This window comes from Pantoea sp. AG1095 (assembly GCF_003208415.1).
GTDB lineage: Bacteria > Pseudomonadota > Gammaproteobacteria > Enterobacterales > Enterobacteriaceae > Pantoea > Pantoea leporis.
In genome coordinates this window covers 282,651-302,693 of record NZ_QKMJ01000004.1, presented here as the reverse complement: position 1 = coordinate 302,693, position 20,043 = coordinate 282,651, and the positions used below count along the sequence as shown (strand labels likewise).

At 55.1% G+C, this 20,043-nt stretch carries 18 protein-coding genes; 13 read left to right on the top strand and 5 right to left on the bottom strand.

From position 1 onward, the window contains the following. Positions 1-35 precede the first annotated feature (35 nt). Complete coding sequence (locus tag DEU53_RS11800) at positions 36-950, bottom strand: alpha/beta fold hydrolase (protein WP_110867188.1); 915 nt, start codon at positions 948-950, stop codon at positions 36-38. Between the two features lie 169 nt (positions 951-1,119). On the opposite strand from DEU53_RS11800, the gene DEU53_RS11795 reads away from it, so the two are divergent. Further along, positions 1,120-2,037, top strand: coding sequence for a DMT family transporter (locus DEU53_RS11795; RefSeq protein ID WP_110867187.1), 918 nt, complete (start codon positions 1,120-1,122; stop codon positions 2,035-2,037). Between the two features lie 2 nt (positions 2,038-2,039). On the opposite strand, the gene DEU53_RS11790 is transcribed toward DEU53_RS11795, so the two are convergent. After that, the gene (locus DEU53_RS11790; RefSeq protein WP_110867186.1) at positions 2,040-2,927 is read right to left on the bottom strand and encodes a MurR/RpiR family transcriptional regulator; all 888 of its coding nucleotides are present in this window, start codon (positions 2,925-2,927) and stop codon (positions 2,040-2,042) included. A 196-nt stretch (positions 2,928-3,123) separates the two neighbouring features. Here DEU53_RS11790 and DEU53_RS11785 point away from each other — a divergent pair, with 196 nt between their 5' ends. The 4 genes from DEU53_RS11785 to DEU53_RS11770 all read left to right on the top strand — a co-directional run bounded on the left by DEU53_RS11785 (position 3,124) and on the right by DEU53_RS11770 (position 7,818). Beyond that, positions 3,124-5,253 (top strand): TonB-dependent siderophore receptor, encoded by a 2,130-nt coding sequence (locus tag DEU53_RS11785; RefSeq protein WP_110867185.1) that lies wholly within the window; start codon positions 3,124-3,126, stop codon positions 5,251-5,253. Between the two features lie 40 nt (positions 5,254-5,293). Next, the gene (locus DEU53_RS11780; RefSeq protein WP_110867184.1) at positions 5,294-6,403 is read left to right on the top strand and encodes an ABC transporter substrate-binding protein; all 1,110 of its coding nucleotides are present in this window, start codon (positions 5,294-5,296) and stop codon (positions 6,401-6,403) included. 116 nt (positions 6,404-6,519) lie between these two features. After that, the gene (locus DEU53_RS11775; protein ID WP_101761338.1) at positions 6,520-6,672 is read left to right on the top strand and encodes a general stress protein; all 153 of its coding nucleotides are present in this window, start codon (positions 6,520-6,522) and stop codon (positions 6,670-6,672) included. A 249-nt stretch (positions 6,673-6,921) separates the two neighbouring features. After that, positions 6,922-7,818: an SDR family oxidoreductase gene (locus DEU53_RS11770; protein WP_101761337.1), complete on the top strand. Its 897-nt coding sequence runs from the start codon at positions 6,922-6,924 to the stop codon at positions 7,816-7,818. 35 nt (positions 7,819-7,853) lie between these two features. Here DEU53_RS11770 and DEU53_RS11765 read toward each other — a convergent pair whose 3' ends face one another. Beyond that, entirely contained in the window at positions 7,854-8,759 is a 906-nt protein-coding gene (locus DEU53_RS11765; RefSeq protein WP_110867183.1) for a LysR family transcriptional regulator, read from the bottom strand. 147 nt (positions 8,760-8,906) lie between these two features. Between DEU53_RS11765 and DEU53_RS11760 the strand changes: the two genes are divergently transcribed. Continuing rightward, positions 8,907-9,653: an SDR family NAD(P)-dependent oxidoreductase gene (locus DEU53_RS11760; protein WP_110867182.1), complete on the top strand. Its 747-nt coding sequence runs from the start codon at positions 8,907-8,909 to the stop codon at positions 9,651-9,653. 39 nt (positions 9,654-9,692) lie between these two features. Here the strand turns inward: DEU53_RS11760 and DEU53_RS11755 are convergent, their stop codons facing one another. Continuing rightward, positions 9,693-10,865 (bottom strand): ROK family protein, encoded by a 1,173-nt coding sequence (locus DEU53_RS11755; protein ID WP_110867181.1) that lies wholly within the window; start codon positions 10,863-10,865, stop codon positions 9,693-9,695. Positions 10,866-11,016: 151 nt separating this feature from the next. On the opposite strand from DEU53_RS11755, the gene DEU53_RS11750 reads away from it, so the two are divergent. From DEU53_RS11750 to DEU53_RS11735, 4 genes are read left to right on the top strand one after another with little or no spacing between them, the layout of a single operon-like run. Continuing rightward, positions 11,017-12,336, top strand: a complete 1,320-nt coding sequence (locus DEU53_RS11750; RefSeq protein WP_110867180.1) for an MFS transporter — start codon at positions 11,017-11,019, stop codon at positions 12,334-12,336. A gap of 10 nt (positions 12,337-12,346) precedes the next feature. Beyond that, on the top strand, positions 12,347-13,990 hold the full coding sequence (locus DEU53_RS11745; RefSeq protein WP_110867179.1) for a GMC family oxidoreductase: 1,644 nt from the start codon (positions 12,347-12,349) through the stop codon (positions 13,988-13,990). Beyond that, on the top strand, positions 13,983-15,062 hold the full coding sequence (locus DEU53_RS11740) for a Xaa-Pro peptidase family protein (protein ID WP_110867178.1): 1,080 nt from the start codon (positions 13,983-13,985) through the stop codon (positions 15,060-15,062). Before DEU53_RS11745 ends, DEU53_RS11740 begins: the two co-directional genes overlap by 8 nt. A 9-nt stretch (positions 15,063-15,071) precedes the next feature. Next, positions 15,072-15,851 (top strand): SDR family oxidoreductase, encoded by a 780-nt coding sequence (locus tag DEU53_RS11735; protein WP_110867177.1) that lies wholly within the window; start codon positions 15,072-15,074, stop codon positions 15,849-15,851. A gap of 47 nt (positions 15,852-15,898) precedes the next feature. Here the strand turns inward: DEU53_RS11735 and DEU53_RS11730 are convergent, their stop codons facing one another. Further along, on the bottom strand, positions 15,899-16,258 hold the full coding sequence (locus DEU53_RS11730) for an NUDIX hydrolase (RefSeq protein ID WP_110867176.1): 360 nt from the start codon (positions 16,256-16,258) through the stop codon (positions 15,899-15,901). A 129-nt stretch (positions 16,259-16,387) separates the two neighbouring features. Between DEU53_RS11730 and DEU53_RS11725 the strand changes: the two genes are divergently transcribed. The 3 genes from DEU53_RS11725 (at position 16,388) to proP (ending at position 19,810) form a co-directional block, all read left to right on the top strand. Next, on the top strand, positions 16,388-17,137 hold the full coding sequence (locus DEU53_RS11725) for a DeoR/GlpR family DNA-binding transcription regulator (protein WP_110867175.1): 750 nt from the start codon (positions 16,388-16,390) through the stop codon (positions 17,135-17,137). Between the two features lie 142 nt (positions 17,138-17,279). Next, positions 17,280-18,170, top strand: a complete 891-nt coding sequence (locus tag DEU53_RS11720) for an oxidoreductase (protein WP_101761327.1) — start codon at positions 17,280-17,282, stop codon at positions 18,168-18,170. Between the two features lie 200 nt (positions 18,171-18,370). Beyond that, a complete protein-coding gene (gene proP / locus DEU53_RS11715) occupies positions 18,371-19,810 on the top strand; it encodes a glycine betaine/L-proline transporter ProP (RefSeq protein WP_101761326.1) in 1,440 nt (479 codons plus the stop codon). Positions 19,811-20,043: the final 233 nt, after the last annotated feature.

Genomic DNA, 20,043 nt, shown 5'->3' with positions numbered 1-20,043 from the left:
GCGGTGTTTAGTCGCCAGACATGGCGACCTGACGTTTAATTAAAAAACTCACTCAACGCCTCTGCCAGCGCCTGCGGTTGCTCATCCGGAATGAAGTGACCGCAGTGCGCGATCTTAATTCCCGTCACATCCGCAGCGAATTCTCGCAATGGTAAGGCCATATCCGGAATCGAACCCTGATCGGCGCTGATCGCCAGTAACGGCAACGCTAATTTGCCGCGTTCTTTCAGCAACGCACGGTTTTGCGCCGCCGAAACCGTCACTTCACGATAAGTCGCCATTCCGGCGCGTATCGCGCCCTTCTGCTGTAACAAACGGGTATATTCCGCCATGTCCTCATCGCCAAACACCATCGGACTGGCCGCTTTGCGTTTCAGGAACCATTCGAGATAGATCGCTTCGCGCCCTTCTATCAGCGCCTCTGGCAAATCCGGTAAGAGATGAAACGCGAAGTGCCAGGTTTTCCACGCTTTATCCGGCGTGGCGGGCAGCGATTCTGGCAACGTCACGCCAGGAATACCGGCATCAAGCAGCGCCAATTTCTTCACCTGATCGCTAAACAGCGTGGCATACGGCCAGGCAACCCACGCGCCGACGTCGTGCGCGGCGAGGTAATAGCTTTCATGACCCAATTGCTGCATCAAGCCCTGTACATTCTGCGCCAGCGATGTGGTGTCGTAGCCGCTGAGCGGTTTATCCGAGTCGCCCTGACCGGGTAAATCCGGCGCGATAATGAAATAGCGATCGCCCAGCAGCGCCATCACCTGGCGCCAGGCGAACCAGCTTTGCGGAAATCCCGCCAGCAGCAGCAACGTTTCTCCATTTGCATTGCCACCGCTGACGTAGTGCAAACGCACGCCGTCTACCGTGGCGTAATAATGGGAAAATCCGTCTAACGCGTTGAATGGCTGCGTCCAGCCCTGTGCGTTTTTGATAACTGATGCTGACATTTTCGCTCTCCGCTCATTTAGGAAATGATCAATTCCTAAATACTACCTGATGATTGCGCTGCCTGGGAATATTTCTGCAAAGCGGTAATCAGTCGCCGTTAATAACGGCCCGACGGAGCGGGTTATTTGCTATTCTGTGCGCGACTCTTTCTTAACAATTGTGAAACTTATGCGAACATCGGATTTGTTGCGGCTGCTGCTTTTAGCGGGGATTTGGGGTGCCAGTTTTCTGTTTATGCGCATTGCGGTACCGGCGCTGGGCGCGGTGAACACCGCGTTTTTACGCGTGTTTTGCGGCATGTTGGGTTTACTGATCATCATGGCGATGATGCGCATTCCACGCCGCTTTGAGGGCAAATTAGGTTGGGCGATGCTGCTGGGCGTTATCAACTCAGCGATTCCGTTCCTAATGTATTGTCTGGCGGCGCGCGTGCTACCGGCGGGCTATTCCGCGATTCTTAACGCCACCACACCGTTAATGGGCGTAATCATTGGTGCGGCATTTTTCGATGAAAAACTGACGATCACCAAAGTTCTCGGCATGATAGCCGGATTCAGCGGCATCATTATCATCAGCACCACCGGCGAAGCGCATCTGAGCAGCACTTTAATCGGGGGGATTTTGGCTTGCCTGGTTGCCACCGCCTGTTATGGATTTGCCGGTTTTCTGACTAAGCGCTGGATTGGTGCACGCGGCGGACTGGATGCCACCAAAGTGGCTTTTGGCAGCCAACTGGGTGCATCGCTGTTTTTACTGCCGGTCTTTGCCTTTAGTGCTCCGCAAACGCCCGCCAGCAGCTGGCAAATCCCGGAAGTGTGGGCTTCTATTTTGGCGATTGGGTTTATCTGTACCGCGCTGGCCTACATTATTTATTTCCGTCTGCTGGCCGATATTGGCCCGCTGCGCACGCTGACCGTCACTTTTATGATTCCGCCGTTTGGGATTTTATGGGGCTGGTTAGTGTTGGGCGAGCAGATCAATCAGGGCTTTATCGGCGGTTCGCTGCTGATTGTCTGCGCGGTGTGGCTGGTGACCAGCAACGGCTTTGGCAAACGCGCCGCTGTAAACAGCAGCGCCAGCAAATAGCGTTACTTTTTGCCGGATGGCTTCAGCGATCGATTGAGATCCTGAATACGCTTCATGGTTTTTACCGTACGCGATGAGGTCGCGGAAGCCACCGACAATATCAACATCTCCAGACACACCAACACCGTTCCGTGCAGCGGCATGCGACCATTCTCGCCACCGCGCGGCACGTTAATAATGACATCCGCCTGTTTAGCGAAAGCCGAATCAAGCGCATTAGTGAGCAAAATCACCGGCATGCCGAGACGCTTCGCCTCTTTCAGCGCGGTCATGCCTTCACGATGCGCCGACTTCTGCGCCATCATAATCAGCACATCGCCGCGTTGCAGCCCAATCAACTGTTCCGCTAGCGCAATCCCAGAGCGATTGAGCGTTACCGCCGGAATACCAATGCGCGTGAACAGACGCGCGCTGTAATCCGCCAAAATCCCGGAGGCATTAATGCCAAATAGCGCCACCTGACGCGCGTCAATCAAGTGCGTTACCGCTTTGGCGACGGCTTCACGATTGTGCGGTTCAGACAGCGCATCGCAGGCATGTTTATGGCCGCTCAACACAAAATCGATGCCGGAATTGATATCGCACGACAGTTCGCTGACGGTGGCGCTCATCTTCTCTTCAGAGTTCATCGCCGGTCCAAACCAGGCGTTTAACGTGGTTTTTAAATCGCGCAAACCGGCAAAACCTAATGCCTGCACCGCGCGCACCACCGTCGCATCCGAGGTGTTAGTGGCCCTGGCAATTTCCAGCGCCGTGGCATCCAATACCACCTCGCGATGGTCGTGGATGTAACGCGCCACCGCTTGCAGACCGGATGATAATGTCGGTGCGCGTAACCGATAGCGTTCACCCAGCACATCCACACGACTTTTAATGCTATTTCGACTCATCTGCTGATTGCTCTTTAAAGTGTCAGAGTTTTACTGAAGGTTTGTAGTGAATTACCCATTTACTACTTAGATCTAAGATGTAAGCCAATGAATTTAAGATAATAAAAATGTAACGGCTTCGTAATCATTTCCATTTACTACTACATTACAACATGGTTGAATGATTCTCAATTGCATTGCACCAGGTTAATAAAGAATGAATAACAACAAGCCGTCGGCTTTTAAATCTCAACGCCATCCCGCCATTCTGGCTGCGATTTACGGCGTCAGCATTTGGGGTTCCACCAGCAGTTTTGCCGCCGAGGAGAGCAACACGCTCACCGTTTCGGCGCAGGAAGATAACGCACAAGGTTACAACGTCACTAATAGCGCGATCGGCAGTAAAACCTCTACGCCGCGCATTAACCAGGCGCAGTCGGTCAGCGTGGTTACGCAGCAGCAGCTGGAGGATTATCAGGCGTCGAGCCTTGCCGATGCGATGCGTTTTGTCAGCGGCGTTACGGAAGGCAACACGCTGGCCGGCACCGAAGATGGCTTCGTGCGTCGCGGCTTTGGCAGCAATTCGGATGGTTCGATCTATCGCGATGGCGTGCGCAGCAGCCAGGGTTTGAACTTTGATGCCACCACCGAGCGCGTTGAAGTGTTGAAAGGCTCCGCATCGCTGCTGTACGGCATCCAGAATCCGGGTGGCGTAATCAATGTGATAAGCAAAAAGCCGCAGTATGAGTGGCACAGCAAAGTCAGCGGCCGAACCTCCAGTGAAGGCGGTGGCGCGGGCACGGTGGATGTCACAGGACCGCTTGGCAACGGCTTCGCCTTCCGCCTGATTGCGGAAAAACAGAATCAGGATTACTGGCGCAATTTCGGCAGCGAAAAGCACACGCTGATCGCGCCCTCGCTGCAGTGGTTTGGTGAGCAAGCCAGCTTCCTGATTAGCTATTCAGATTATCAGTACGACATTCCTTACGATCGCGGCACCGCATTCATCAACGGTAAGCCGCTGAATATGGGCTACAAAAATCGTCTGGATGACAAAGCCAACCATGCATGGGGCCACAACAAAACCCTCAACGCCCATTATGACTGGCAGTTTAATGATGACTGGAGCACGCGCGTCACGCTCGGCTGGAACCAGCGTCAATACGATAATAATGAAGTGCGCGTCACGGCGGTCAATGCCAACACTGGCGTGGTGACGCGTCGTGCCGATGCCAATCGCGGTTTTAACCATAAAACCAAATACGTTTCGTGGGACGTGATCGGCTCACAGCAAGTGTTAGGGATGACGCACGATCTGGTGCTGGGCACCGATTACGAGATGATCCAAACCTATCGCGCGCATCAGTATCAGGGCAAAGCCAACACCGGTTTCAACTTCACAGATCCGCAGTACGATATTCTGTCGCCTGTTACCAACAGCAGCACCGAAAACAGCGCCAATGCCAATAACCTCAACCGCACGCACAGCCGTTCAATCTATGCCAAAGACAGCATCAGCCTGACGGAAAACTGGATTGCAGTGCTGGGCGGACGCTATCAGCATTACGAGCAACGCGCCTCGAAAGGTTTTGATCCGGTGGTGCAAACGCTCGACAGCGAAGGCAACAAATTCCTGCCGCAGGCCGGTTTGATCTACAAAGTGACGCCGGACGTTTCGCTCAACACCAGCGTGAGTAAATCCTTCACACCATCGACCGATGTTGATGATGATGGCAACGTCGGTAAACCGGAACAGGGCACCACATGGGAAGTCGGCAGCAAGTGGCAGATTTCACCGAAGCTGTTTGCCAGCGTCGCGCTGTATCGCATCAACGAGCGTGATATGTCGCTAAGCATTAACGGCACCACGCGCGCCATCAATAAAGCGCGCTCCAGCGGCGCGGAATTTGAGTTAAATGGCGAAGTGCTGCCGGGCTGGGATCTCAGCGCCAACTACAGCTATGACAAAGCCGAGATCGTGGATGACGGTGTTAACGCGGCTAATAACGGCAATCGCCTGCAGAATGCGCCGCGCCACGCAGGCGCGCTCTATCTGAGCCATAATCTGGCGATCTCCGGCATTCCGGGCGATTTCCGCGTAGGCGGCGGTGCGCGCTATGTGGGAACGCGCGCCGGCGATCCGGAAAACAGCTTTACCCTGCCCAATTATGTGGTGGCGGACAGCTTTGTCGCCTGGAACAATCAGCTGTTTGGCGAGAAAACCCAGCTGAAGCTCAATCTGAATAACCTGTTCAACAAACATTATTACACCTCCAGCGGCGGCAATCTGCGCGTGCGTGAAGGAGAAACCCGCAACCTGATGCTCGAGGCCAGCGTTGAATTCTGATTCGATATTTGTACGACGTGCGCCAGGCTTGTCCGGCCCGATGTTGGTGGTGCTGGCCTGTTTTCTGCTGGTGCTCAGTAGCGTGGCCTGGGCAAAAACCATCACCGATATCGACGGCAATCGCGTTGAGATCCCCGATCGTCCGCAGCGTATCGTGCTGGGTGAAAGCCGCATGCTGTATACGCTGGCGTTACTGGAGCCTGGCGATCCGTTTCAGCACATTGTGGCGTGGCCGCAGGATCTGAAGAAGTACGACAGCCAAACCTGGAACAGTTTTGCCCGTCACTTTCCCCAGATGCTGAAAATCCCGTCGCTGGGTGCTGGCGGGCCGAACGCCATCAATCCCGAGCAGATTCTGGCGCTGAAACCGGACGTGGTGATTTTGCCGAGTCTGGCACGCTACGATGATGCCGACCTGCGCCTGGTCACCATGCTGAAAGCGGCGCACATTCCGGTGGTGAAGATCGATCTGCGCGTGCATCTGCTGAAAAACACCCGCCGTAGCGTGGAGATATTTGGCGAAGTGCTGAATCAGCAGGCGCGGGCAGAAGCGTTTAATCGTTTCTACCAGCAGCATATGCAGGTGATTTATGATCGCTTAGCCAGCTATCAGGGCGCGAAACCGTCGGTGCTGCTGCAACTGCATCTTGGACGCCGTAACGAATGTTGCGTGACGGCGATCAACGGCAGCCTCGGCGAATTACTCAACGCAGCGGGCGGCGACAATATCGCCAACAAAACGCAGCACGGCGTGTTTGGTCGCCTGAGTGAAGAGAGCGTGATTGCCGCTCAGCCGCAGTACTATTTTGCTACCGGCTTTGACGATAACGCCTCGCAGGGCTTACTGAAATTAGGGCCAGACGTGGCACCCGAAACCGTGCTCAGCAGTTTCAGACAGCTCACCGCGCAGCAAAACGGTTTACGCGAATTATCAGCATTGAAAAATGGTCACTCGGCGGTGATCTGGATGAATTTCTACCTCAGTCCGTGGCACATTGCGGCGACAGAATTTATGGCTAAAACACTCTATCCACAGCTGTTTGCGGACCTGGAACCCGAAAAGACCCTGCAGCAGATTTTTCGTGATTTCTTACCGATTCCTTATAGCGGCACTTATTTTATTAACATCCCGCCAGCGAGCAATAAATAATCACTTCCGCTCCGCTTGTGATTAATCCGAACCTCGCTAATCTTAAATTGCAGCACGGGCATGGCGTTGAAGCCCTTATTTCCGCCATGCAACAACAACTCACGAGAGGATGTTTTATGGCTGAGCATAGAGGCGGTTCCGGTAATTTTGCTGACGATAAAAAGAAAGCATCAGAAGCCGGTAAAAAAGGCGGAGAAAAAAGCGGTGGTAGTTTCAAAGATGACCCCGCTAAAGCATCAGAAGCAGGTAAGAAAGGCGGCAAGAAGTAGCCAACCATGTTTTAAATAGCACATAGCACCTTGGAAATCCGCCAGGGCACGGACGCCCTAAGCATTATCCCCTTCTGCAATCGCACCTCGATAAATATTGTTAATTACCTCACGTTACTGCTGCACTTTTTAACCCCCCTTTCGTTTACCGTTTCGTCTTAATAAATCTGATTGCTCACTTTCTAACGTGACAAACATCACATTTATGCCAGGCTTAGTTTATTCACCTCATGCGACAAGGAGATATATATGACATCGCAAACCACAAATAAAACCCTTATTACTGAAACGTATCCGGTTCCGCCATTTAAAAAGCAGACGCAACCGATGCCGGGTTTGGCGAGCAAAATGGATCCCCGTCCCGATCATGGTGAAACCAGCTATCGTGGTACCGGTAAATTGACCGGTCGTAAAGCGCTGATCACCGGTGGTGATTCCGGTATTGGCCGCGCCGTGGCAATTGCTTATGCCCGCGAAGGTGCTGATGTCGCCATCAACTTCCTGCCGGAAGAAGAGGCTGATGCGGCAGAAGTGGTAAAACTGATTGAAGCCGAAGGCCGCAAAGCGGTGGCGATTCCGGGTGATATTCGTTCGGAAGAGTTCTGTCAGAAGCTGGTGGATCAGGCTGCTGAGCAGCTAGGCGGATTGGATATTCTGGTGAATAACGCCGGACGTCAGCAGTTTAATGAATCCATCCTGACACTCTCTACTGAAGATTTTGACGCCACCTTTAAGACCAACGTCTATGCGATGTTCTGGATCACCAAAGCGGCGCTGAAATATCTGCCAGCTGGATCGTCCATCATCAACACCTCGTCGGTGCAGGCGTATCAGCCAAGCGCGATCCTGCTGGATTATGCGCAGACCAAAGCGTCGATTGTCGCGTTTACCAAAGCGCTTGCGAAACAGCTGGGTGAAAAGCAGATTCGCGTCAACGCGGTTGCGCCTGGCCCATACTGGACCGCGCTACAGGTGAGCGGCGGACAACCGCAAGAGAAAGTGGAGAAGTTCGGTGAATCCGCACCGCTGGGTCGTCCGGGACAACCGGCTGAAATCGCCCCGCTGTACGTCACTTTTGCCGATGTGAAAAACAGCTTCACCTCCGGCCAGGTGTGGTGCTCTGATGGCGGCACCGGCACGCTGTAATCATCTTTGGGGTCGCCATTCGTGGCGATCCCGCTCTACCCGTTCAATCGTTCAGGAAACACGTCCCTCAGCCATCCGATAAACACCCGTAATCGCTGCGTAAGATGACGATTCTGCGGATAAACCACATGAAAAGGATAATTCCCCGGACGCCACGCCGCCAGAATCTCAACCAATTTCCCTGCCTGTAAATCTGCTGCCGCTGCATAGCGGAAGGTCTGAATAATCCCTAAACCCGCAACCGCTGCCGCCAAATGCGCGTTACTTTCATTGACGCCAATCCGATGCTCACTCTTAATCTCAAGCTGCTCTTCGCCCTGGGTAAAACGAAACGGAAACGCCCTGCCGCTCTGCGGTGACAAATAGCTCACCATGCGATGTCCATTTTTCAGCTCCTGCGGATAAGCCGGTACGCCATAGGTTTTCAGATAGCCCGGCGCGGCGCAGGTAATCATCTCCGCATCCCCCAAATGACGCGCCACCAGCGACGAATCGCTAAGCGGACCGCCGCGTATCACGCAATCGACGTTACCGCTGATCAAATCCACCGCGCGATCCGCAACGCCAAGATCGATACGAATGTCCGGATAGCGGGCAATGAAATCGGGCAGCGCCGGAATCAACACATCGCGCGCGGTTGAGCCGCCAATATCAATACGCAGATAGCCGCCAGGTTTGGCGCTTTCCGCATTAAACGAGTGATCGATATCTTCCAAATCGCGCACGATGCGCAGCGCTTTTTCATAGTAATCGCGCCCTTCTGGCGTCACCGTGACGCGCCGCGTGGTGCGTTGCAGCAAGCGAACGTCGAGATGCGCTTCCAGTTCCTGCACCAGTTTGCTCAGCGTGGCATTCGGCATATCAAGAGAATCCGCCGCACGCGTAAAGTTGCCCGCTTCGACGACGCGCGCAAAGGCCTTTATCGCCAATAACTGATCCATGCTGTTTTCCGCCGCCTTTAATTATCCACACACAGAAATAGTTATTTCGATTTTACACCATTTATCAGCAAACGCCGTGAAGATAGATTGCTTCTCATGCACTGCAACGCAGTCATCAAAACCTCATCACCCATTGGAGAAGCAAACATGAACGCACTCAACGGCAAAATCGCATTGGTAACCGGCGGCACAACTGGCATTGGTCTGGCATCCGCGCAGGAGTTGGCGACACAAGGCGCACGCGTGTTTATCACCGGTCGTCGTCAGGCGGAGCTTGATGCGGCAGTCGCCAGCATCGGTGCCAGCGCCAGCGGTATTCGCGCTGATGCTGCGGTGCTAAGCGACCTCGACAACGTTTACGCAGAAATCGCCAAACAAGCGGGCCGCCTCGATATCCTGTTCGCCAATGCCGGTGGCGGCGACATGCTGCCGCTTGGCGCCATCACCGAAGAGCATTTTGACCGTATCTTTGGCACCAACGTGCGCGGCGTGCTGTTTACCGTGCAGAAGGCGTTGCCACTACTGAGTGACAATGCCTCGGTGATCCTCACCTCGTCCACCACATCGGTTCAGGGTACTGCCGGATTCAGCGTATACAGCGCCAGTAAAGCCGCGGTGCGCAACTTTGCCCGCTCATGGGCGCTGGATGTGAAAGATCGCGGTATTCGCGTTAACGTTGTGAGTCCCGGCCCGGTGCGCACGCCAGGTTTGGGTGGTTTGGTGCCGGAAGATCAGCAGCAAGGATTGTTTGATGCGCTGGCGGCGCAGGTGCCGTTAGGTCGTCTTGGCGAACCTGACGAAATTGGCAAAGTGGTGGCGTTTTTAGCGTCCGATGCGTCCAGCTTTATTAACGCCGCTGAGCTGTTCGTCGATGGCGGTATGGCGCAGGTCTGAAAGCTATTGTGTAGGTCGCCATTTATGGCGACCACGCTCTCAAGCCGCACTGGGTTCCGCCTCCACATACAAATAACCAATCCCCAGCACCTGCCGCGACCGATCCAGCTGACCAAAATGCACATTGGTGCCTTTGCTTTTCAACGCATCACGCGGATCGAACGGATTGAAATCGATCTGCCGCACAATGGTCTGCAACCAACTGTCACCAAAGGTACAGCTGCGACCATATAACCAAATCTGATTAATATTCAGCGTGTTGAGAAAATTATATAAGCTCATACCAATCGCTTCGGCGGCGCGCTGTGCCCACGCTACAATCCAGGGTTCGCCCGTTTGCCACGCTTGCAATAACTGCGTGCTGCTGGGCTGCGGCGCTTCGGGATCGCGCTGATGAGCCGCCTGTTTTAAGGTGCTGAGTGAGGCCACCGTTTCCAGACAACCCTGACGTCCGCAACTGCAGCGCTGGCCGTTAGGCTCAATGATGGTGTGGCCGATTTGGCCGCTGCCGTACAAATTGCCGCGAAAAATCTCACCGTTGATCACAAATGATGAGCCGATACCGTAATCCACATTGATGACGCAGAATTCGCTGAGCGCATTGCGATTTAACCACTTCTCAGCCAGCGCCAGCATCACGCAGTCGTTATCTACACGCACTTCCACGCCGAGCTTCTCCTCCAGCAGAAATTTCAACTGCAACGGCGTTTTCCACGCGGCCTGCGGCATATGCTGTGACACACCGGTTACCGGATCGACCTGACCATGCACTGCCAGCGCCAGATTAATGCGTCGCTTCGGCCACTGTTTGCAGGTTTTCCGCCACACCGCCTCAATCTCACTGAGCAATGCTTCCGGCGTTTCCGCTTTGATGGCGACTTGCTCAAATTCTCCCTGCGCTACCAGCTGCGCATCGGCCAGTTGCCGTTCAATGCTGCTCGGTTTGACGCATAAACACAGCGTCCAGGCTCCGTTGGATGGCAGCTGAAAACTGCCATTGCTGTTACCGCGAGCGCTCATCAGCGCCTCAGAGTGTTGCAGTTTTCCTTCATCCAGCAGCGCCTGCAAAATTTTGCTGGTGGCTGGAATGGTTAAGCCGCTGAGGTGTGCCAATTGAGATTTACTGAGTTGCTTATGCCGCCACATCAGCGACATAAACAGCGCCTTATTATGTTTTCGCACCTGCAAATTGTTCAAACCAACCGGCTTCATTTTGTCTCCATTACACTCCATCCGCCCCGTTTACTAAACAGAGTTTACTGTCTTTTGTGATGGTTTCGCCATCCTCTTTACTACCGTTGCCTTAAAGTTCGTGCTCATCCCAATAACAAAAAATTACCTCACCTTTTAAGAGACATTGAACATGACAACATCACCTGCAAACCATCCGTGGCTGATCCGCCTCGGCATTCCACCCGCGCTGGCCTGGGGCTACGTCGCTGTATTGCTGTTTATGATTGGCGATGGCGTGGAGTCGAACTATCTCGCGCCTTACCTGCATGAAAATGGTTTCTCACTCAATATCGCGGCGGCGGTGATCGCCTTCTACGGCGTCACCGTTACGCTCGGTTCGTGGCTGGCCGGTTCACTCTCCACACTCATTGGCCCGCGCAAAGTGATGCTGGCAGGCGGTGTGATCTGGATTGTGTTTGAAGTGCTGTTCCTCGCCATCGCCTTGCCTTCCCATAGCGTGGCCTTGCTGGCGTTAACCTACGGTTTGCGCGGCGTTGCCTACCCCATGTTTGCCTATGCGTTTCTGGTGTGGATTCAGGCCGCCGCACCCGCCGATATGCGCGGTTCAGCAACCGGTTGGTTCTGGCTGGCGTTTACCGGCGGCTTGCCCACGCTGGGATCGCTGGTGGCGATCTTCTCAATACAGTTGATTGGTGAATACGCGACTTTCTGGCTGTCGCTTGGGCTGGTCGCGTTGGGGTTGCTGGTCATGGTGATCGCGCTGAAAGAACGCAGCGGCTATCAGTCGTTGCTCGATAAGCAACACCGTCAGCAGAGCGTTGCGCGCACGCTGATGGGCGGCATCGATATTTTGTGGCGTGAACCGCGCATCGCCGCCGCTGCCGTAGTGCGCATCATCAACACCACGCCTTACTTCGGCTTCTTTATTTTCCTGCCGGGCTTTTTCACCGAGCAGATAGGATTTACGCAAACCGAATACCTCAGCCTGATCACCATCATGGGTTTAGTCGGCATGAGTTTTAATCCCATTGTCGGCAAGCTCAGCGATCGCATCGGCTGGCGCAAAGTGCTGACGGTATTTGGTGGACTCGGCTCTGGCATCTCAATGTTGCTGATGTATTTTGTGCCGCAATGGAGCCACGGCAGCTTTGTCCTCAGCGTCATCTGCGCGTGTTTATATGGCATCACTTTGTGCGGCTATGTTCCCGCTGCCGCGCTGTTCTCTTCCCTGTGCCAGCCAAAAGATAAAGGTAACGCGATGGCGATTTACTGCTTTGCTGCCGGGCTTTCCACTTTCTTTGGCCCGGCACTCTATGGTGCCTTCAACGCACTGTTTGGCACCTCGGGCGTGGTGTGGGGTTACGCCGCTTTGTACTTGATCAGCGCTCTGGTTTCCTGGTGCTTCCTGCTCAGCCCGCTGGATCCCGGCGAGCAGCATAATCCCGAGGCGCAGCGCCTGCGTCGTTTAGATTCTGTCGCTTCAGAGTAAAGAGAGAACCATGAAAGAGTTTGATTACATTGTGGTGGGCGGCGGCAGCGCCGGTTGTATCGTCGCCGCCAGGTTAGTCACGGAAGGCAACGCGCGCGTGCTGCTGCTGGAAGCCGGGCGCGATGAGTGTCACCCGGTGCTAAAGATGCCCGCAGGTTACATGAAGTTTCTCGCCAGCGACAAATTCCTCACCATGCACCAGACCGAGCCGCAGCCACAGCTCAACGGACGCGGCGTGATTGTGCCGCAGGCGAAAGTGTTGGGCGGCGGTTCGACGGTCAATGCGATGGTGTATATGCGCGGCCATCGCCAGGATTACGCCGACTGGAACAGCGCGCTCGGCAATCAGGGCATCGACTGGTCGTGGGATGCGCTGCTGCCGCACTTTACCGCCATCGAGGATAACGATCATCTCGGCGCGCCCCATCACGGCGTCGGCGGGCCAATGAAAGTGTCGCATCTCGGCCACTTCAGCCCACTGAGCCGAGCCTATGTGAAAACTCTGCAGGGATTGGGGATTCCTTACACGCCGGATTTCAATACCGGCAATCCGTTTGGCGTAGGCTTTATGCAGCACACCATTAACGGTCAGACGCGCCAGCGCTGCAGCGTGGTGGATGCCTTTATTACGCCGCTGCGCCAGGACGCGCGCTTGACCATCGTCACCGGCGCGCAGGTAGAAGAGATCCTGTTTGAGGGCGCAAATGCCAGCGGCGTACGCTACACACAGGATGGCCATCCGCAACGTGCCTGCGCGCGTAAAGAGGTTATTCTGGCTGCCGGTGCCTATCAAACGCCGAAGCTGCTGATGCTCTCCGGCATCGGTCCACAAGCCCAGCTAAAACAGCATGGCATCACGCTGCGTCAGCATTTGCCGGGTGTCGGCAAGAATTTGCAGGATCACTATGAAGTGCCGGTGGTGGCCAGCACCAACGGTGCCTTTGGCTATTACGGCCAGGATCGTGGCTGGCCGATGGTCAAAGCCGGCTTGCAATATATGTTGTTCAAAACCGGTCCGGTCACCACCACCGGCGTGGAAACCTGCGCCTTCTTTGATCCGCTCGATTTCAGGGCCACGCCAACGATTCAGATGTTTTGCGTGCCTACGGTGTATCTCGACCGCGACGTGATGGGCGCCGATCCCGGCCATGGCGTTACCGTCAATTCGCTGCTGCTGCGCCCCAAAGCGACCGGCGAGGTCACGCTGCGCGATAGCAGCGCCAGCAGCTTGCCGATTATCGATACGCAAATCTTTGGTCATCCCGACGATTTGGCGCGCACCATCGCCGGTTTCCGTTTTGCGCGTAAGGTCATCACCGCGACGCCCATCGGCGCGATGGTGCAGCAAGAGATCTTCCCCGGTGCAGAGATTACTTCAGATGAAAAGATTGCCGAACACTGCAAGCGCATGGTGAAAACCGGCTATCACCCGGTCGGCACTTGCCGCATGGGCCACGATAACGATCCGCTGGCGGTGTTACACGACGACCTGCGCGTGCGCGGCGTTAACCGCCTGCGCGTGGTCGATGCCTCAATGATGCCCAACATTATCAGCGGCAATACCAATGCCATTGTGATGGCGGTGGCCCATCGTGCTGCTGAATTGCTATTGCATACGCAGCAGAGCGAGAGCAAGGAGCACGCTTATGAGTGAAAAATTATCCCGCCTGCAGCGCGTACTTGCCTCCTGGCAACTCGATGGTGTGCTGCTTACCCGGCGCGATAACATCGCCTGGCTGACCGAAGGTGCCAGTTTTTACGTAGTGGAACGCGCCGAAGTCGGCGTGGCCAGCTTGCTCATCACGCAGGACAAGGTTTTACTGCTCGCCCCTGAAAATGAGATGCCGCGTATCCTCGCCGAAGAATCGCTGCCGTTTGCCTGTGAAACGCTGAGTTACCCGTGGTTTCAATCGTTAAATACCCTGTTGCCTGAGGGCAAATTCGGCAGCGATACGCCGCAAAACGGCATGTCTGATATTCAACAAGCGATGGTCGCACTGCGACAGGGCCTGAACAGCAACGAGCAGCAGCGATTTAAAGCGTTGGGGCGTGAAGCCGCGCAGATTGTCGAAGGCGTGGCGCGTCAGTTACAAGCAGGCGTGACGGAATGGCAGGTAGAGGCCGAGATTGTCGCAGCCTGTCTGGCACGCGGTATTCGTCCGATGTGCACCTTAGTAGCGGCCGATGAGCGTATTAGCGCGTTCAAACATCCGGTGCCCACGCAGAAAAAGCTGCAGCAACACATGCTGATCACGCTCGGCGCCGAGCGCCACGGGCTGCACGTGAGCCTGACGCGGTTAGTGCATATCGGCCAACCTGGACCCGCATTACGCCAGCGCCTCAACTCGTTGTGCCAGATCCACGCCGATATTCTCTGTGCAACGCAGCCGGGCCAAAGCTGGTCAACGCTATTTCAGGCAATTAAAGATGCCTATCAGCGGCACGGACATGGCGATGCGTGGCGCGATCATCATCAGGGCGGCCCGGCGGGTTATGGTTGCCGCGACGTGATCCTAACGCCAGATACGCGCGGCGATATTCATTCTGATATTGCCGTGGCGTGGAATCCCACGCTCAGCGGCGTAAAAAGCGAAGATACCTTTTTGCTTACCGCTGAGGGCTGCGAAGCCTTAACGCGCAGTGGCGAATGGCCAATGATTACCGTGAAGCGCGGTGAGCGCACGTTGTACTTCCCAGACTGGCTGGCATTACCGGCATCTTCATAAGGAAGCGATATGTCATCACGATTACCCAATAAAAACGCGATTATCACCGGCGCTGGCAGCGGCATAGGCAGCGCGATCGCTACACTGTTTGCGCAACAAGGTGCTCGCGTGGCGCTCTTCGATCTTGACGGTGAAACCACCGAAGCGCTGGCGGCAGAGTTGCAGCAGCAAAGCGGCCAACACTGTTTTGCCTATAGCGCAGATGTCACGCAACCCGAGGAGGTGCAGCGGGCGGTGAGCGAAGCGCAGCAAGCGCTGGGCCCGATTGATATTCTGATCAACTGCGCGGGCGTGAATGTGTTTCGCGATCCGCTGGCGCTGGAAGATGACGACTGGCAGCGCTGTATGGAGGTCAATCTGAAAGGACCCTACAACCTGATCCGCAGCGTGCTGCCGGGCATGCTGGCGCGCCAGTACGGCAATATCGTTAACGTCGCGTCGGTACACGGGCACAAAATCATTCCCGGCGCGTTTCCCTATCCGGTTGCCAAGCACGGTTTGATTGGCCTGACGCGTTCGCTGGGCGTGGAGTACGCCAGCCAGGGCATTCGCATTAACAGCATTTCTCCGGGTTTGATTATGACGCCCGCCGCTGAAGCCTGGCTGGCAAGCTGTCCCGATCCGCAAGCCGAGCGTGAACGGCAGGCCGCTTTGCTACCGTGCAAACGTATTGGTGAACCGCAGGAAGTGGCATATACCGCGCTGTTTCTCGCCTCGGACGAAGCGCGCTTCATCAATGCCACCGATATCCTGGTTGATGGCGGACGCAGCCAGATTTATCACGAGTAATAAATGATATTTTTATCGGGTCGCCATTCATGGCGACCACGCTTAATCTAACGCTCAATCACCGGAATCTCATCCAGTTGGGTAAAGATCGCCATCCCCCGCTCCTTGCCAATCCGCACATCGTTATCAGCCCCCAGCGACGCGCCCGGAATGCGTAAAATAGCATCGCAACAGTGAATCAAACGATGCGCCACCGGATAGAGAAAAGATTCACTGATTTCATCGCCAATTGTCTGCGAACCGGCGGCGCTCGCCAGCGGCAACGCCAGCCACTCACCGATCACCGGCGTATGTCCGCGCTGGTAGACCTGCAGGGCAATCTGGTCTAATTTCTTAATGTTTTCATGAATTAACACTTGATTGCCGTTGGTGCCGCTGCGTACGGGCCCTGCTATAAGAATCAACATTGCGTTTCTCCCAAGGTTCGATAGTGTGGGCAAGCGTTTTTTTGCACGATTTGCCCGGCGATAGGTGACAAAATCTACGCTAACATGCATAATCGTGCAGATACAAGCAAAAACATGAATGAGAAAAGAATGCTCTCCAGCCAACGTAAACAGCAAATCCTCGCCATTCTGAGCGAAGAAAAACAGGTGATGTCGAGCGAGCTTAGCCAGCGCTTTGCGGTGTCGGAAGACTCAATCCGCCGCGATCTGCGTGAGTTAGCCGCCGAAGGATTATTGCAACGTGTACACGGCGGTGCGCTGCCGGTTTCTGCCGCTATCGCACCGTTTGAAACACGCAAAAGCGTGCAGATTAGCTCTAAACGCCTTATCGCGCAGAAAGCGGTCCAGCTGATCCAGCCCGGCCAGGTAGTGATTATCGATGGCGGCACCACTACCGCCGAGATGGTGAAATTGCTGCCGCCGGATCTGGCATTTACCGTGGTGACGCACAGCCCAAGCATTGCCGTGGCGCTGGTGGATTATCCGCAGGTTGACGTGATCATGATTGGCGGCCTGCTCTATCGCCATTCGGTGGTGGCGGTGGGTGCGGCGGTGCTGGAAGGCATTGCGCGGATTAATGCCGATCTGTTCTTCATGGGCGTGACCGGCGTGCACAAAACGGCGGGATTAACCACCGGCAACTACGAAGAGGCCGGGGTGAAACGTGCGCTTTCCGCACGCGCGGCGGAAACGGTGGTGATGGTGTCGAATGAGAAGCTGAATTCCGCTTCGGCGTTTGCCATCGGCGAATTATCACTGGCCAGCACCTTGATCGTTGATGCTCAACCCGATGACGAAATGTGCCAACTGCTGCGGAAAAAGCACATAACTGTGCTGTAAACGGCTATTCTTCGCTGCTAAACAATTAAGGTCATCGTACGCTTTCCAATCAAAGCCTATCCCGTAGCGGCGCGATTTATCGCGCAATGAATCGCGCCGCTACGATCCCTGCAAGCATTTTGATAATCAGGAGCTTAATGAGATGTCTGAGAATCCTACCATCGCCCTTATTGGACCGGGCGCGATTGGCACCACCATCGCGGCGGCGCTGCATGAAGCTGGACGCACGCCCACGATTTGCGGGCGTACCGCACATCCGCAGCTGGAGTTGCGTCACGACAGCGGCAAAATTATTGTTCCCGGCCCGGTGCTCACCAATCCCGCTGAGATCGCGCAACCGTTCGATCTGGTGTTTGTGGCGGTGAAAACCACCCAGGTTGAGGATACCGCGCCATGGCTGGCGGCGCTGTGTGATGAAAATACCGTGGTGTGCGCGCTGCAGAATGGCGTGGAGCAGAAAAGCCAACTCGCGCCCTATGTCAATGGCGCGACCGTGCTGCCATCGGTGGTGTGGTTCCCGGCCCAGCGCGAACCGGACGCCTCGGTGTGGCTGCGCGAAAAGCCGCGCCTGACGCTGCCAGAAACACCTCACGCTGAGTTGGTGGTTGCGGCACTGCGCGACACACGCTGCGCGGTCGATCTCTCCGCCGATTTCCTGACCATTGCCTGGCGCAAACTGCTGCAAAACGCGGTTGCCGGTTTAATGGTGCTGTCGAATCGTCGTGCGGGTATGTTCCAGCGCGACGACATCAGCGCGCTGGCGCTGGCCTATTTGCAGGAGTGCCTGACGGTAGCGCGCGCTGAAGGTGCCGCGTTAAAAGATGAGGTGCCGCAGGAGATTGTAGAACGATTTCACCGCGCACCGACTGATTTAGGCACCTCGATCCTTGCCGACCGCCAGGCCGACCGTCCGCTGGAGTGGGATATCCGCAACGGCGTCGTGCAGCGTTATGGCCGGGCGCGCGGTATTCCCACACCAATCAGCGATGTGATTGTGCCGCTGCTGGCGGCCGGTAGTGAGGGGCCGGGCTGATCATCTACATTCACGGTCGCCATCCATGGCGACCACCCTCAAGCATGCTTTCTACCCGTGTTTTATCCTGCCAACTTGCGAGATGTTAAAATCTTTACTAGGGTTTGCGCTTCTTCTGCCTCTTATAGCTTTCTTTTCCATTTATGAAATTACGGCTGCGAAAGCTATAAGATCGCGCCATTTTCTCAACTGGGGAATTTATGAGCACAGGAACGGATACAACACACTCAGCCACAGCCAGTGGCTTAACCGTTGATGACATCACCGTTATCGACAACAAATTGCTGAAACGCGCGGTCGGTGCCGCCGCATTGGGTAATGCGATGGAGTGGTTTGACTTCGGTGTTTACAGCTATCTCGCCGTGATCATTGGCCAGGTTTTCTTCGCCGATGCCAGCGCTGCCGCGCAGCTGATCGCTTCGTTCGGTACCTTCGCCGCGGCGTTTTTGGTGCGTCCGATTGGCGGCATGGTGTTTGGTCCACTCGGCGACCGCATTGGACGTCAGAAGGTATTGGCGTTAACCATGATCATGATGTCGATCGGTACGTTCTGTATCGGTCTGATTCCGAGCTATGCCAGCATTGGTATCGCTGCGCCGATTCTGCTGCTGCTGGCGCGCTTGCTGCAAGGGTTCTCCACCGGTGGTGAATATGGCGGTGCCGCGACCTTTATCGCGGAATACTCCACCGACAAACGTCGCGGCTTTATGGGTAGCTTCCTTGAGTTCGGTACGCTGGGTGGCTATCTGCTGGGCGCCAGCCTGGTGACAGCAATGATCGCTTTCTTACCGCATCAAACCATGATGGATTGGGGCTGGCGTGTGCCGTTCTTTCTCGCCGCGCCGTTGGGTCTGTTCGGTTTGTATATCCGCTTAAAGCTGGAAGAGACGCCCGCGTTTAAAGATCACATGGATAAGCGCGAAGAGATGGAGCACAACAAGCCGCGCCTGAGCGTTTGGCAGATGCTGCGCGATCAACGTAAACCGCTGCTGAAATGTATTGGTCTGGTGCTGTTGTTCAACGTCTCCAATTATATGCTGACCGCCTATATGCCGAGCTATTTAACCGGCGTGCTGGGAATGAGTGAATTATCCGGCCTGATGTTGGTGATGGTGATTATGTTTATCATGATGCCGCTGACGTTAATGTGGGGATATCTCACCGACCGCATTGGTCGCCGTCCGGTGATTGGTTTAGGCGCGTTGGGCTTAATCGTGCTGGCGATTCCGAGCTACATGTTGATTGGTTCCGGCAATATGCTGCTGGTGTTTGCCGGACTGGCGATTCTGGGCTTATTGCATACTTGTTTCAGCGGCACCATGCCGGCAACGTTACCGGCGCTGTTTGTCACCGATATTCGTTATAGCGCGCTGGCAATTGGTTTTAACTTATCGGTTTCGCTATTTGGTGGCACCACGCCGCTGATTACCGCATGGCTGGTGGATACCACGCACAATAATCTGATGCCGGCGTATTACATGATTGGTGCCGGGATTATTGGTTTACTGACGGTTTTGACCTTGAGTGAAACGGCACGCAAACCGCTGAAAGGTTCATCACCTGCGGTGGCAACAGAAGCGGAAGCGCATCGTTTGATCGATAAATTGCGTAAACGTAAGGTTAAGCATAAACCGGCGTAGTTTCGAGTCAGCATTAACAAAGGTCGCAGTCCTGCGGGATTTAAAGCGATTTTGAGTTAAGAATACGCACGACTGCTGCAGCGCGGATGTCGCCTCAACATCCACGTTGCAGCAACTATGCATTAACCTGACTCACCATCGCTACAAACCCCGTAGGGTCGCCATTCATGGTGACCTGGTGCGCATGAACGCGCACCCTACGAAAAACCCGTTCGGGCACTGCCATCACAGAC

Coding starts and splice junctions, on each gene's coding strand:
- DEU53_RS11750 (WP_110867180.1), top strand. CDS start 11,017: ATGACAACATCACCTGCAAACCATCCGTGGCTGATCCGCCTCGGCATT.
- DEU53_RS11800 (WP_110867188.1), bottom strand. CDS start 950: ATGTCAGCATCAGTTATCAAAAACGCACAGGGCTGGACGCAGCCATTC.
- DEU53_RS11760 (WP_110867182.1), top strand. CDS start 8,907: ATGAACGCACTCAACGGCAAAATCGCATTGGTAACCGGCGGCACAACT.
- DEU53_RS11725 (WP_110867175.1), top strand. CDS start 16,388: ATGCTCTCCAGCCAACGTAAACAGCAAATCCTCGCCATTCTGAGCGAA.
- DEU53_RS11755 (WP_110867181.1), bottom strand. CDS start 10,865: ATGAAGCCGGTTGGTTTGAACAATTTGCAGGTGCGAAAACATAATAAG.
- proP (WP_101761326.1), top strand. CDS start 18,371: ATGAGCACAGGAACGGATACAACACACTCAGCCACAGCCAGTGGCTTA.
- DEU53_RS11785 (WP_110867185.1), top strand. CDS start 3,124: ATGAATAACAACAAGCCGTCGGCTTTTAAATCTCAACGCCATCCCGCC.
- DEU53_RS11780 (WP_110867184.1), top strand. CDS start 5,294: ATGTTGGTGGTGCTGGCCTGTTTTCTGCTGGTGCTCAGTAGCGTGGCC.
- DEU53_RS11770 (WP_101761337.1), top strand. CDS start 6,922: ATGACATCGCAAACCACAAATAAAACCCTTATTACTGAAACGTATCCG.
- DEU53_RS11765 (WP_110867183.1), bottom strand. CDS start 8,759: ATGGATCAGTTATTGGCGATAAAGGCCTTTGCGCGCGTCGTCGAAGCG.
- DEU53_RS11720 (WP_101761327.1), top strand. CDS start 17,280: ATGTCTGAGAATCCTACCATCGCCCTTATTGGACCGGGCGCGATTGGC.
- DEU53_RS11735 (WP_110867177.1), top strand. CDS start 15,072: ATGTCATCACGATTACCCAATAAAAACGCGATTATCACCGGCGCTGGC.
- DEU53_RS11740 (WP_110867178.1), top strand. CDS start 13,983: ATGAGTGAAAAATTATCCCGCCTGCAGCGCGTACTTGCCTCCTGGCAA.
- DEU53_RS11790 (WP_110867186.1), bottom strand. CDS start 2,927: ATGAGTCGAAATAGCATTAAAAGTCGTGTGGATGTGCTGGGTGAACGC.
- DEU53_RS11745 (WP_110867179.1), top strand. CDS start 12,347: ATGAAAGAGTTTGATTACATTGTGGTGGGCGGCGGCAGCGCCGGTTGT.
- DEU53_RS11775 (WP_101761338.1), top strand. CDS start 6,520: ATGGCTGAGCATAGAGGCGGTTCCGGTAATTTTGCTGACGATAAAAAG.
- DEU53_RS11795 (WP_110867187.1), top strand. CDS start 1,120: ATGCGAACATCGGATTTGTTGCGGCTGCTGCTTTTAGCGGGGATTTGG.
- DEU53_RS11730 (WP_110867176.1), bottom strand. CDS start 16,258: ATGTTGATTCTTATAGCAGGGCCCGTACGCAGCGGCACCAACGGCAAT.